Source organism: Embleya sp. NPDC008237 (assembly GCF_042956465.1).
Taxonomy (GTDB): Bacteria; Actinomycetota; Actinomycetes; order Streptomycetales; family Streptomycetaceae; genus Embleya.
Genome location: NZ_JBIBGL010000019.1, coordinates 60,035 through 73,600, shown reverse-complemented (window position 1 = coordinate 73,600; position 13,566 = coordinate 60,035). Strand labels below are relative to the sequence as shown.

Here is a 13,566-nt window from a genome sequence, read left to right as displayed (position 1 = left end):
GATCGGCACAAGGAGTAGCCGACGGTTGCGCTCCGTGGGGAGCCGAGTCGGTACAGCCGGAAACGCCCTTGTATTTCGCGCGGATGACCCCGCTTCGTCCCGAACCGAGCGGGCCGGCAGCCGTTTTGGCGGGAGGCGCGAATGCCGGCCACATCCGCCGCGGCATGTCAACAGCTCATCCGGACCGCCGAGGTGCCGTGCGTCGGACAAACAATGGCCGGAAACAACGAGGCAAGTTCTGCCCGGCGAGGCAAATGCCGCGGGAGAGCCACGAACGACGGCACGGTTCGGCGCCTCGGGGGTGGCGGGTCGGGCCCGAGCGGTGGGTTCCGTCCGCTGCCGCGACACCCGGATCCGGACGTTCTGGGGTTCCCGCATCCGGGGCGGGCGAGTCCGGTGTCCCGCCCCGCGGTCCGGGTCGGGCACCGGTCTTCGCTCGCCCCGCGAGATGCCCCGGGCGGGTGGTGTCGACCGGTTCTCGCCGTTGTCCGCGCGTCACTCTTGGCAACACGGTGATCACCGGTGATGATGTCCCGGCGTCGCCGCCCCGGGCGCACGCCGGCACCGCCGGATCACCGCCGCCCAGGACGAGGAGACGCCGATGAGCCCCGCCCGCATCGCACCGACCCGAACGATTCCCGATGCCCGGCGCGGGTTGTGCCCGCCGGCTCCGGTACAGGGCTGAGGGCGGCATGCGCATCGCCTACCTGCACGGCGGCAGCATCCCCTCCTACTGGGCCAACAACGTCCATGTCATGCGCATGTGCGACGCGTTCGCCTCGGCCGGGCACGACATCACCCTCTACGCCGCCCCCGGCACCTATCCGGCCGACGACGCGTACGCGTACTACGGGGTCCGCCACCGCTTCCCCATCCGTACCGTCGCGGCGCCGGACCACTCCCCCGCCGGATACCGGCAGCGCGCCGAGCGGGTGCGGGAGTCGCTCATCCGCGACGGCGTTCCGGATCTGATCTTCGGGCGCGATCCGTACTGCCTCGCCGTGGCCGCCGACGTGGCGCCGTTCGTGTACGAGGTGCACCAGATCCGGACGGACCTCTCCCCGCCCGAGACCGAGCAACGGCTGCTCGCCGAGCCCCGGTTGGCCCGCGTCGTGGTGATCACGCACGCGCTCGCCCAGGATCTGTGTGCGACCTACCCGCAGCTGGATCCGGCGGCCGTGCTGGTCGCGCCCGACTGCGCCGACCCGCCCCGCCCCGCGACCGAGCCGGTGCGGCTGCCGGGCCGGGCGGGGGTGCCCCGGGTCGGCTACGTCGGGCATCTGTACGACGGGCGCGGCATCGATCTGATCCTCGACCTCGCCGAGCGGCTCCCGGGCCTGGACTTCCACCTGGTCGGCGGCACACCCGAGGACCGGGATCGATGGGAGCAGCCGTGTGCCCTTGCCAACGTGTATTTCCACGGGCATCGACCGCCTGCGGAACTACCCGGCTATTTCCCGCAGTTCGATGTGGTCCTGGCGCCGTACGAGGAGAAGGTGTATCTCACCGGCAGGCTCGGTGAGACCGGCCGGTGGACGTCTCCGATGAAGTTGTTCGAGTACATGTCCCACGGGCGGGCGATCGTCGTCTCCGACCTGCCGGTCCTGCACGAGGTGATGACGGATCGGGTGAACTGCCTGATCCGCCCGCCCGCGGATCCGCCCGCGTGGGCGGACGCCGTCCTCGAACTGGTGGGCGACGACGAGTTGCGTCGCTCGCTCGGCGACGAGGCGCGGCGGCAGGTCCTGGACCGCTACACGTGGCGTCGGCGCGCCGACGTGGTGTTGGCGGGCCTGGATCCGTCGCGGGTGGTGGGCGGCGCGGGGCCGGCATGACGCGGTGGTGCCGGTGCCGCGGCTACCACTTGGTGGTGCGCAGGACCTCCGCGGTTTCCGGGTCGGCCGGGTAGAAGGACTCGATGGCCAGCTCGGCGACGGTGATGTCCAGCGGGGTGCCGAAGGTGGCCATGGTGCTGAAGAAGGTGAGGATGCGGCCGTCGTGATGCAGGCGGAGCGGGATGGCGATGTCGCCGGGGCCGGGGAGTTCGACCTTGGGCTCCGGCTGGTCGCAGGGGTAGCCGACGAGTTCGTCGTAGAGCTTGATGATGTCCGGATCGGCGGTCATCGTCACCTGCTGGCGCAACCTGCTGAGCAGGTGGGCGCGCCATTCGCCGAGGTTGGCGATCAGCGGGGCCAGGCCCTGCGGGTGCAGGCTCAGGCGGAGCAGGTTGACCGGCTCGCGCAGCAGTTCGTCCGAGACGCCGATGCGAAAGAGCAGGGCGGGCTCGTTGGCTTCCACCCGGTTCCAGTATCGGTCCAGGACCACGGCCGGGAACGGCTCGTGCGCGGCGAGCACTTGGCGCAGCATGGCTCGCACGGCCGCCATGTGCGGGGCCTCCAGGCTGGTCTCGTGGTAGACGGGGGCATAACCGGCGGCGAGTAACAACGGGTTGCGTTCGCGCAGTTCCAGGCCCAGGGCCTCGGCCAGGCGCAGCACGATGTCCCGGCTGGGGCCGGAGCGGCCGTTCTCGATGAAGCTCAGGTGGCGCGGGGAGATCTCCGCCTGGGTGGCCAGTTCCAGTTGGCTCAGCAGACGACGTTTGCGCCACTGGCGCAGCAGGTCGCCGATGGGCTGTGTTTGGCGCGGGGTCGTGGTCACCGTCACTGGTCCCTACCTCGTCCTCCCGGCGGGCATCCTCCGGCCCGCCTGGCTCCATTGTCGATACCCGGGCGGCGGCGCGCATGGTGAACGGGGTATCGGGTGGCGCGGTGTGCGCCGGCGGGGAACGCGGTCCCGCGCGGGCGCGCGGGCACGGGCGCGGCCTCCGCCGCCCGGCCACCCCACTTGCGCGGTCCCGCGCGGGCGCGCAGGCACGGGCGCGGGGCATGGGCTGCCGGTGAGGTGGGTGGAGGACGGCCCCGGCGTGCGGTCTCGGGGGTCGACCGCGTGGCGGGGCCGTCGGTCCGGTGCGGCGGTGCGGCACCACCGGTCGATCACCAGGTGACGGGAAGTTCGTTGACGCCGTAGACCACTGTGTCGTAACGGAACGAGAGATCGGCGAGGTCGGCGCCCAGGCGCAGGTTCGGAAACCTGCGGAACAGCGCCGGCAGCGCGATCTCCATCTCCATCTTGGCCAGGGCCGCGCCCGGACAAAAGTGCGTGCCGTGTCCGAACGCGAGGTGGTGACGGGCGTCCCGGTCCGGGTCGAAGCGGGCCGCGTCGGTGAACACGCTGTCGTCGTGGTTCGCGGCGGAGATCGCGAAGACCACCGCGTGGCCCGGCCGGATCGGCACGCCGCCCAGGGTGGTTTCCCGCTTGGCGACCCGGACCTGGTTGTCCTGCGAGATCGACCAGTAGCGCAGGAGTTCGTCGATCACCTTGCCCAGCCGGCCGGGCTGTTCGAGCATGGGTTGGATCTGTTCCGGGTGCCGGAGCAGGGTCAAAACGCTCAACGCGATCTGGCTGGCCGTGGTCTCCGCGCCCGCGACCAGAAGCAGCAACACCATTGCCACGAGTTCGTCCCGCCCGAACTCGCCCTTGGCCACGTGCAAATGCACCAGGCGACTGATCAGATCGTCGGATGGTTCACGTTCCTTGTCCCGGACCAGCCCTTCCAGATATTCGGAAAGGGCGCCGAACGCGTCGACCGCATCCGCATTGCGTAGATCACATCGCGTCAGCGCCAGATTCTGTTCCTGGAAGGCGTCCAGATCGCGTTCCGGTACGCCGAGTATTCGGGCGATCATCAGCGCCGGAATGGGAAAGGCGAATGCGGGCAGCAGGTCCACCGGCTGCGGTTGTTCGGCCACGGTGTCCAGCAGGCCCTGCACGAGTTCGCGTACGGCCGGCCGATATCCGTCCACGGCCGTGTTGTTGAATTCCGGCATCACCATGCGCCGCACTCGGGTGTGTTCGGGCGGGTCCAGCCGCAGGAACGAGTGCAGCAGCGGGTCGGGCGGGAGCGGCAGGCGCAGCGGGAATCCCGGCAGCGTGATGTCGACGCTGAGCGAGGGGTTGAGCATGGCCGCGCGCATGTCCGCGTAGCGCGTCACGAGCCAGGCCAGGGTGCCGTCGTCCAGGCGCACCTGCCTGGGCGGTTCCTCGCGCAGCTCGGCGTACCGGTCGGGGGGCAGCAGCGGGCAGGATCGGGGCATCGGCCAGGTCGGGATCGTCGTGTCCTGGGTCGTGTCGGTCATCGTGCCTCCTCACGCGGAGAGTGGAGCCGATCGCACGGTTGCGGTGCGAACGGGGCGAGCCGAACGGGTGCGGTGGCGAACCCTCGGCCCGGTGGGGTGTGCTGCGCCACCGGGCCGAGGTCGATCAGCTCTCCTGTGCGGCGGGCCCGGGCAGGAGTTGGGCCAGGCCCGCCACCACGACGGTGAAGCCGGCCAGGACCGCCACGCTCCATTCGAAGGCGTGCGCGTAGGCGAGCGAGTGGCCGTCGCCCAGCACCCCGAAGAACACCACACCGATGGCGGACACGCCCAGCGCGTTGCCGCATTCCTGCGCGGTGGACAACACTCCGGCCGCGGCGGCGGCGTGGCTGGGTGAGACCCCGGCGAGCACGGTGGGCGTCACCGGGTTGATGAACAGCGCCATGCCCATGCCGGCCACGCACAGTCCGGGCATCACCCACGCCGAGGGTCCGTCGACGCCGATCCCGGCGACGGCGGCGAGCAGCAGGCCGTATCCTGCCGCGACCACCAGTGCGCCCAGGGTCAGCACGTGCTTGCCCAGTCGGACGCCCAGCACGGGTGCGGCGAACGCGGCCGGGACGTAGCCGATGCCCAGGGCTCCGAAGACCACGCCGGTGGTCAGCGGCGACAGGCCGTGGCCGTCCTGGAGGTAGAGCGCGAGCACGAGCATGAAGGAGGCCATCGCGGCGAAAAAGCCCAGGATGATCAGCACGCCGACGGAGAAGGCCCGTTCCCGGAACAGGGTCAGCGAGATCAGTGGTGCCTGGTCGCGCTGTTCGAGTCGGTGCTGGCGGACGGCGAACCCGGCCAGCAGCGGGACCGAGGCCGCCAGGCATGCCCACGACCACGCCGGCCAGCCCTGTTCGCGGCCCTCGACCAGCGGGAAGACGATGGCCAGGAGGCCGAGCGAGCCGAGCAGTGAGCCGAGCAGGTCCAGGCCGAGCCGACCGGAGCCGTGCGACTCGGGGATGAAGCGGCGCATCAGTACCAGTGAGGCCAGGCCGATCGGCACGTTGATCAGGAAGATGGTGCGCCAGCCCAGGCCACCGATGTCCAGGTGGATCAGCACCCCGCCGATGAATTGACCGAAGGTGGCGCCGATGCCCATCGACAGTGCGAACGCGGTGAACGCGCGCACGCGTTGCGGGCCGGTGAACGAGGTGTTCAGGATGGCCAGCATCTGCGGGGTCATCACGGCCGCGCCGACGCCCTGGAGCACCCGGGCGGCGATCAGTACGCCCGAGTCCGGTGCCAGGCCGCCGCCCAGCGAGGCGACCGTGAACAGCACCATGCCCAGGGCGAACATCCGGCGCCTGCCGTACAGATCGCCGAGTCGGCCGGCGGTGAGCATGCAGGCGGCGTAGGCGAGGCTGAACCCGGAGACGATGAACTCGACGGCTGCGGAGCTTGCGTGCAGGTCCGCGCGGGTGGACGGGATGGCCACGTTGACCACGAAGAAGTCCAACGTGATCATGAACATGCCGGAGACCACGATGAGCATGCGGATCAGGGCGTGCCGGTCCGCCTCCGGCTCGGCCGCCGGTACCGCGTCGGGCGCGGCGGTGCGGGTGTTTGCGTCGGTCGACATGGTCGAACTCCCGATCGAGGTGTCGTCGTTGCTTCCGGCCGCTTCGCCGCCGCCGGGAGCCGACGGCGCGGGGTCCGGCACGGGACGGGTGGTGCACCCGGGCCCGTGCCGGAATCGACCCGCGCCGCGAGGATCGACCGCACCCGATCCCGCGAGGTGGTCGCGGCGCGGCGGATGGCGAGTGCTCAGTCGGCCTGGTCGGCCTGCACCTTGTCGATGAACTGGTGGTCGCGGACCATCCGGCCGTTCGCGTCGAAGGTGACCACCTGCGTGCCGGTCATCGTCGGCTCGCCGCCGGCCGCCGGGACCACCTCCCACTGGTAGCGCACGGCCTCCTGGGTGGCGTCCACCCTGGCGACCCGGAACCCGAAGCCCTTCGGGACGAAGTTCTCGTACGCTTCCGTGACCGCCTCCTCGATGCCTTCACGGCCTCGATACACGGTGGCGGTGTTGCTGTAGACACAGTCCTCGGCCCACAGTTCGGCGATGTTCTTCCGCCGGATTTCGGCGTCCGGCTCCGCCCAGGTCGCGACGTACCTTTCCACGATCGCTTCGATCTCGCTCACATGCACTCCTCATACGATCACACGGGGATTTGAATACGAGGGCGTACGGGGGTTCGGCCTCGCGTGGGGCGGAAAACGCCCCGACGGCTCAAGCCTGGTACCGAAAGAGAGCCCGGTCGATTACCTCGGACGTAATAAATCCGCGTGGACCGGGCCGTCGGCTCGTGGGTTTTGCTCCGGCGTGCCGCCGCCGCGTCGCCTTCCGCGTCACCGCGCAGCCGCCGCGTCGTCACTTCGCCGATCCGAGCGTGCCGGCGGGCGAAGAGCCGGGTCCACTACCCGGGAGGTAATAAATCCGCGCGCCCGGAACCGACCGGGCCGGTTCGGCCGGGCGGAGCGCGGCGGCAATCACATCAGCCCTGGATCAGCCCGGCGTCAGCAACGGCTGTTTACCTGAGGCCGATGAATACCAGTCGACACCTGCGTGAGATGAGTCGGCGCGAGCGCCGAGACGCCCTGGAAGACCTCGTCGTGGCATACCTCAAGGAGATCCTGCTGATGGACGACAGTGAGGAACTGCCGCTCGACCAAGGCTACTTCGACCTCGGTCTGACCTCTCTTCGGCTCAACGACGTCAGGTCCCGGCTGGAGCGGTCACTGGACATCGGCATCGACGCCACCATCCTGTTCGGTCGCCCGACGGTGGAGCAGCTCGTCGCCTACCTGACCGACGTCCTGTCCGCACCGCCCGCCGAACCGATCATGCACTCGGCCGACTCGCGGCCGCCCGGCACGGAAACCAAGGAAACCAGTGATGTCGGATAGCCCGCGCACGAGCGACCGCCGATGGGAACCGGACGACGAGCCGATCGCGATCGTCGGCATCGGCCTGCGCCTGCCCGGCGGAGCCGAGTCCCCCGACGAGTTCGACGCGTTCCTGCGGGCCGGGCGGTCCGGCATCCGGACCATCCCGGAGGACCGCTGGGACGTTGCGGCCTTCAGTGCGCAGGAGCCGGACCAGAGGGGCAAGATCGGCACGCACAGCGGCGGTTTCCTGGACCGCCTGGACCTGTTCGACGCGCCGTTCTTCAACATCTCCCCCAAGGAGGCCCGCTACATCGATCCCCAGCAGCGCATGGTGTTGGAGACCGCGTGGCAGGCACTGGAACACGCCGGTATCGACCCCACGCCGCTGCGGCGCGGCGACGGCGGCGTCTACATGGGTGTCAGCTCGTTCGACTATGCGCTGCACATGGGCGCGTTGCCCTACGAGGAACTGGACGGGCACCTGGCGGCGGGTTGCACGATCTTCTCGATGTCCGGCCGGCTGTCCTACTTCCTGGGGTGGCGCGGCCCGAGCGTGTGTGTGGACACCGCGTGCTCGTCCTCGCTCAGCGCGCTGCACATGGCGGTACAGGCGCTGCGCAATCGCGAGTGCACGATCGCGCTGAGCGGCGGGGTCAACGCGGTGCACCACCCGAGTTTCATGGTGATGTTCTCGCACGGCCAGATGCTCGCGAGCGACGGACGCTGCAAGACGTTCGACGAATCGGCCGACGGCTATTCACGGGCCGAGGGCTGCGGCATCGTGGTGCTCAAGCGGCTGTCGGACGCCGAGCGCGACCACGACACCGTGCACGCGCTGATTCGCGGCACCGCGATCGGCCAGGACGGCGACAGTGCGGGTCTGACCGTGCCGCACGGCCCCGCGCAGGAGCAGGTGATCCGCACCGCGCTGGCGGCGGCCCGACTGACGCCCGCCGACATCCAGTACGTGGAGGCGCACGGCACCGGCACCCCGCTCGGCGACCCGATCGAACTGGGCGCCATCAACGCCGTGTTCGCCGACTCGCACAGCGCGCGGGCGCCGCTGGTGGTCGGCTCGGCGAAGACCAACATCGGGCACCTGGAGCCGGCCTCCGGCATCGTCGGGGTGATCAAGACCGTCCTGCAACTGCGTTCGGCCACCATCTACCCGCACCTGAACTTCACCGAGCCCGCGCGCCGCATCCCGTGGGACCTGTATCCGATCAGCGTCCCCACCGAGTGCCTGCCCTGGCGGGCGCCGATCCGGCGCGCGGTGGTCAACAGCTTCGGCTTCGCCGGCACCATCGCGGCCACCGTGCTGGAACAGGCCCCGGAGCCGTCCGCCGCACCGTTCCCCGAACCCGCCCCGTCCACGGCCGTGTTCACCCTGTCCGGCAAGAACGCCGCCGGATTGCGCCGCCAGGCCCGGAGCTACCGGGAGTTCCTGGACCGCACCCCGGAACCGGACCTCGGCCGGTTGTGCCACGCCGCCAACGTGGGCCGGGCCCACCTGGGCCACCGGCTGGCCGGCGTCGTCAAAAGCCGCGCCGACCTGGTCAAGCTCCTGGACGCGGCGATCGAGCCGGACGATCGGCCCGCCGCCGCACCGGTACGCAAGGTCGCCTTCCTGTTCGGCGGCCAGGGCGCCCAGTATCCGGGCATGGGCGCCGCCCTGTACGAGCGGTTCCCGGTGTTCCGCGAGTACTTGGACGAGTGCGAGTCGCGGTTCGCCCCGCACCTGGCCGAGTCGATCCGGGACCTGATCCTGGGTCGGGCCCGGGACGACACGCTGCTGGATCGCACCGGGTACACCCAACCCGCCCTGTTCGCCTTCGAGTACGCGCTCGCCCGGTTGTGGATCTCCTGGGGTGTCCAGCCCAACGTGCTGATCGGGCACAGCATCGGTGAGGTCGCCGCGGCCGCGGTGGCCGGCCTGTTCTCGCTCCCGGACGCGGTGACGCTGGTGGCCGCGCGCGCCCGGCTGATGCAGTCGGTCCGCAAGCCCGGCGGGATGGCCGCGGTCGCGCTGCCCGCCGAGGAGGTCCGCCCGCTGCTGGCCGGGCGCACCGATCTGGCACTGGCCGCGGTGAACGCCCCCGACCAGTGCACGATCTCCGGCGGCAGCGAACAACTCAACGAACTGGTGGTCGAGTTGCGTGACCGCGGCGTCCGGGTGGATGCCCTGGCCGTGTCCCACGCGTTCCATTCGCCGCTGATGGCCGAGGTGTTCGACGAGTTCCACACGGCGATCGCCGGGATCACCTTCCGGCCGCCGGAGATCCCGCTGATCTCCAACACCACCGGCGCGCTGGGCCGGTTCGCCGAACTGGGCACCGCCGACTACTGGGTGCGGCACATCGGCGAACCGGTGCTGTTCATGGCCGGGGTGCGGGCGGTCGAGCAGCGCGGCCGGCATGCCTTCGTCGAGATCGGCCCCTCGACCGCGCTGACCGCGCTGGCCAAGCGGTGCACCACCGCCGAGGAGCACCGGTGGGCGGCCAGTGTCCGACGCCGCGACCCGCACGGCGACACCGTGTTGCGCGGCCTGGCCGAGCTGTACGCGGCCGGCATCGGGGTGTCCTGGGCGGGCGTGCACGCGGGACGCCCGGCGGCGCGCATGCAGTTGCCCACGTACGCCTTCGAGCGCAAGCGGTACTGGCTGCCGGTGGCCGGGAAGGCCGGCAGCGGTGCCGGTGCCTCGGCGCCGGGAGCGGCGTGGCATCCACTGCTGGGCCGACCGGTCCCGGCAACGGCGGACGACCCCGCCGGCACCCGCCGGTTCGTCGCCGACTACACCGCCGAGCGCCCCGCGTGCCTGGCGGGCCACCAGGGTCCGGACGGCCCGGTGGTGCCCGCCGCCGCGTACGTCGAGCTGCTGTTGGCGCTGCGCGATGTCGTGTACGGCGACAGCCACGGCGCGGTACGCGACCTGGAGATCGGCGCACCGCTGCCGCTGCCCGAGGAGGACGCCGTCGAATTGCGCACCCGGCTGGTCCCGTCGGCGGACGGCGGCGCCCGGGTCGAGGTGGTCAGCGGTCCGGCCGAGGACGAGCGCACGCACGCCACCGCGCTCCTGGCCGCACCGCGGGACGACGATCGTCCCGATCGTGCGCTGCGTGCCCTGGCCGATCGGCCGGGCCCGATCCGGGAGAGCGTCGATGCCGACGACCTGTACACCGACCTGGCCTCGGTGGGCCGCCGGCACGGCCCGCGCTACCGCCTGACGACCCGGGTCGACCGGCATCGGGACGGCGTGCTGACCGGTGAGCTGACCGGTCGCGAGGCCGGTGCCGTCGAGCAGTTGCCCATCGAACTGTTGGACTGCGCGCTCCAGGTCGCCGTCGGCGCGGACGCGCACAGTCCGGCATTCGCCCCCGTGCGGTTCGGCTGCGTGCGGCTGTTCCGCAAGCCGCGCGGCGAGCGACTGCGGGTGGTCGCCCGCGTCGACGCCGACGGTCCGGACCGCCGACTGGTCGACCTCCTCCTCCTGGACGGCGACGCGCCCGTCGCCGAGCTGCGCGACGTACGGCTCGCCCTGCCCGAACCGCCCGACAAGCGACCGGTGTTCCTGCACCGGCTGAGCTGGTTGCGGCATCGGGCGACGCCGGGCCCGGCATCGGTCGAGCGGCACGTCCTGGTCCTGGGCGCCGACCCGGCCCGGTTGGCCGCCGCCGGTGCGACGGCAGGCATCAGGTTGTCCCACCCGAAGGGGCCCGACGGGCTCGCCCGGGCGCTCGACGACTCCTCGGTGACCGACGTGTGCTGGTTCTGGCGTGCGCTGGACGGGCCGATGTCCGCGGGCCGGCTGCGCCGCGAGTGCGAACGCAATTACCGCGACCTGTCGGCCGTGGTGGCCGCACTGACCGCCTCGGGCACCGCCGGCGCGCCGCGACTGTGGCTGGTCACCGAGCGCGCGCAGTGGTTGCCGGGCGACCGACCGGGCACCGGCGAACAGCTGGCGGCGGCCACGCTGTGGGGGTTCGGGCACGTCCTGCTCAACGAGTACCCGCGGCATCGGGCCACCCTGCTCGACCTGCCCGCCGATGCGGATCTCGCGGTCCTGGCCGACGAGTGGCGGGCCGCCGACGTGGGCGACTTCCAGGTGGCCTACCGCGACGGTCTGCGCTACGCCCGCCGGTTGTTGCCCGGCGAGCGCACCCCCTCATGGGACGGCGGTTTCGCACTGCGCGCATCTGCGTCCGGCGAAACCGCGGACCTGCGTCCGGTGCCCGCCGAGGATCTCGCGCCCGGGCCGGGCCAGGTGCAACTGCGGGTGCACAGCGCCGCGGTCCACCCGCACGACCTGCGGGTGGCCGCGGCCGGCGATCCGGCGCCGGTGCCGGGCTCCGGATGCAGCGGCACGGTCGTCGCGGTCGGCGCCGGCGTACGCTTCGCGGTCGGCGACCCGGTGGTCGCGCATCACCCTGGCACCGTACGCCGCACGGTGACGGTGCCGGCCGAGGCGGTCGCGCTCGCCCCGGACGACGTGCCCGCGCACGCGGCGGCGGCGCTGCCCGCGGCCTATGTCGCCGCCCACCACGCGCTGCGGGCCCTGGACGGGGTCCCGGCCGGGGCGGTCGTGCTGGTCCGGGTGACCGGCGGGGTCGGGCAGGCACTGACCGCGTTGGCGGTCCGGGCCGGGTACGAGGTGATCGGCCTCGCCGACCCGGACGACCCGGACCGGCCGTCGACGGCGGGGGCGCGGTACGAACTCGCGCCGGACCTGGCCGACCCGACCACCGAGGTGCTGCGACGCACCGACGGGCTGGGGGTCGACGCGGCGTTCGTCGAATTCGGCGCCGGCTGCACGGCGGTCGGCGTGGGCTGCCTGGTCGAGGGTGGCCGATATGTGGTGGTAGGCGGCGCCGAGCCCGGTCCGCGGGCGGACCCGGACGCGAGCACGAAAGCGGGCGCGGGCGCGGTCACGGAAGCGCACGGGCAAGCGGCCACGGGTGCGCACGCGGACACCCGGGCGGCCACGGACGCGGAAGCGGGCACGCACGCGGCCGCGGGTGCGCACCCGGGCACCCGGGCGGCCGCGGACACGCAAGCGGCTACCGGTGCGCACACGGGCACCCAGGCGGCCGCGGACGCGGGTGCGAGCGCGCGGCCCGATGCGATGTATCGATCCGCCGACCTGGCCGAGCTGTCGGCAAAGGCGCGCACCCGCTTGGTCGCCGAGGTGCTGCCGGCGGTGGTCGAGTCGGTGCGCCGCGGTGAGCTGCCGCGGATCCGGGTGCGTGGCTTCGACCTGGACGAGGCCGACGAGGCGCTCGCCGCGGGCCGGGACGGGGGCGCCGGGCAACCGGTGCTGACCGTGGCACCCGAGCGTTCCGACCCGGTGCGGGCCGTGTCGATCCGGCCGGATCGCACCTACCTGATCAGCGGCGGTCTGGGCGGTCTGGGCCTGGTCACCGCGACCAGGCTGGTCGACCTCGGCGCCCGGCACCTGGTCCTGGTCGGCCGCAGCGGCCGGCCGACCCCGGAGGCAGTCCCGATCCTGGCCGCGCTGCGCGAGCGGGCCCGGGTCACCGTGGCCCGGGCGGACCTGGGCGATGCCGACGAGGTCGATCGGCTCTTCGCCGACGTGCGCGCCGGCGGCGTCCCGCTGGCCGGCATCGTGCACGCCGCGGGCAACGCGGGCTCCGCGCTGATCGGCAACCTGAGCTGGGAGGCCATCGACGAACAGCTGCACGCACAGGCGTACGGCGGCTGGCTGTTGCACGAGGCGAGCCTGGACTGCCCCGAACTCGACTTCTTCATCGTGCACTCCTCGATCGCCGCGGTGGTCGGCGGCTCGACCCAGGCACACTACGCCGCCGCGTTCGCCTTCCTGGACGGCCTGATCGCGTGGCGCACCCGGCAGGGCCTGCCGGGGCGGGCGACGAACTGGGGCATGTGGTCGCGCGTGGGCATGTCGGCGCGGTTGGGCGACAACCTCGCCCGGGAGTTGGAACGCGGCGGCATGCGCTACTTCTCGCCGGCCCGTGCGCTGCGCACGATGCACCGCCTGTGGTCCGGACCGGACGCGCAGTACGTGGCCGGCGAGTGGGACTGGGACCGGTACCTGTCCCAGAGCCCGCTGCGCAACGCGCTGTACGCCCGGCTGGTCGGCGCCGGTGGTCCGGATGCCGGCGAGGAGCGGGGCGGTGGCCGGACCGGTCTGGACCTGGCCGCGCTGATCGCCAAGCCCGAGTCGGAGCGCCGGGCCGCCGTGGCCGAAGTGGTGCTGGCCGGTGTCGCCGCCGCGCTGCACGCCGAGGACGAGGAGGAGATCGATCCGAGTACCGAATTCGTCGCGCTGGGACTGGACTCGCTGATGGCGCTGGAGCTCAAGACCGGTCTGGAGTCGGCCTTCCGCATCCCGCTGCCCGCCTCGCTGGCCTTCGATTTCCCGTCCCCGCAACTGCTGACCGAGTTCCTCGACGGACAACTCGTGCCCCCGGCCGGCTGACCCCGGACCGACCGG

At 72.0% G+C, this 13,566-nt stretch carries 7 protein-coding genes; 3 read left to right on the top strand and 4 right to left on the bottom strand.

The annotated features are described in order from the left end of the window. The first annotated feature begins 692 nt into the window (after positions 1-692). Positions 693-1,835, top strand: coding sequence for a glycosyltransferase family 4 protein (locus tag ACFZBU_RS38080; protein WP_391588336.1), 1,143 nt, complete (start codon positions 693-695; stop codon positions 1,833-1,835). 22 nt (positions 1,836-1,857) lie between these two features. Here the strand turns inward: ACFZBU_RS38080 and ACFZBU_RS38075 are convergent, their stop codons facing one another. The 4 genes from ACFZBU_RS38075 to ACFZBU_RS38060 all read right to left on the bottom strand — a co-directional run bounded on the left by ACFZBU_RS38075 (position 1,858) and on the right by ACFZBU_RS38060 (position 6,350). Then, positions 1,858-2,658: a helix-turn-helix domain-containing protein gene (locus tag ACFZBU_RS38075; protein WP_391588335.1), complete on the bottom strand. Its 801-nt coding sequence runs from the start codon at positions 2,656-2,658 to the stop codon at positions 1,858-1,860. A 335-nt stretch (positions 2,659-2,993) separates the two neighbouring features. Then, positions 2,994-4,196: a cytochrome P450 gene (locus tag ACFZBU_RS38070; RefSeq protein ID WP_391588334.1), complete on the bottom strand. Its 1,203-nt coding sequence runs from the start codon at positions 4,194-4,196 to the stop codon at positions 2,994-2,996. 124 nt (positions 4,197-4,320) lie between these two features. After that, entirely contained in the window at positions 4,321-5,784 is a 1,464-nt protein-coding gene (locus tag ACFZBU_RS38065) for an MFS transporter (protein ID WP_391588333.1), read from the bottom strand. 185 nt (positions 5,785-5,969) lie between these two features. Then, positions 5,970-6,350, bottom strand: a complete 381-nt coding sequence (locus ACFZBU_RS38060; protein WP_391588332.1) for a nuclear transport factor 2 family protein — start codon at positions 6,348-6,350, stop codon at positions 5,970-5,972. Positions 6,351-6,752: 402 nt separating this feature from the next. Here ACFZBU_RS38060 and ACFZBU_RS38055 point away from each other — a divergent pair, with 402 nt between their 5' ends. Together ACFZBU_RS38055 and ACFZBU_RS38050 are read left to right on the top strand one after the other, a co-directional pair. Continuing rightward, positions 6,753-7,115, top strand: coding sequence for an acyl carrier protein (locus ACFZBU_RS38055; protein ID WP_391588331.1), 363 nt, complete (start codon positions 6,753-6,755; stop codon positions 7,113-7,115). Continuing rightward, positions 7,105-13,551, top strand: coding sequence for an SDR family NAD(P)-dependent oxidoreductase (locus tag ACFZBU_RS38050; protein WP_391588330.1), 6,447 nt, complete (start codon positions 7,105-7,107; stop codon positions 13,549-13,551). The genes ACFZBU_RS38055 and ACFZBU_RS38050 overlap by 11 nt, the downstream gene beginning before the upstream one ends. Positions 13,552-13,566: the final 15 nt, after the last annotated feature.

Coding starts and splice junctions, on each gene's coding strand:
- ACFZBU_RS38065 (WP_391588333.1), bottom strand. CDS start 5,784: ATGTCGACCGACGCAAACACCCGCACCGCCGCGCCCGACGCGGTACCG.
- ACFZBU_RS38080 (WP_391588336.1), top strand. CDS start 693: ATGCGCATCGCCTACCTGCACGGCGGCAGCATCCCCTCCTACTGGGCC.
- ACFZBU_RS38070 (WP_391588334.1), bottom strand. CDS start 4,196: ATGACCGACACGACCCAGGACACGACGATCCCGACCTGGCCGATGCCC.
- ACFZBU_RS38050 (WP_391588330.1), top strand. CDS start 7,105: ATGTCGGATAGCCCGCGCACGAGCGACCGCCGATGGGAACCGGACGAC.
- ACFZBU_RS38055 (WP_391588331.1), top strand. CDS start 6,753: ATGAATACCAGTCGACACCTGCGTGAGATGAGTCGGCGCGAGCGCCGA.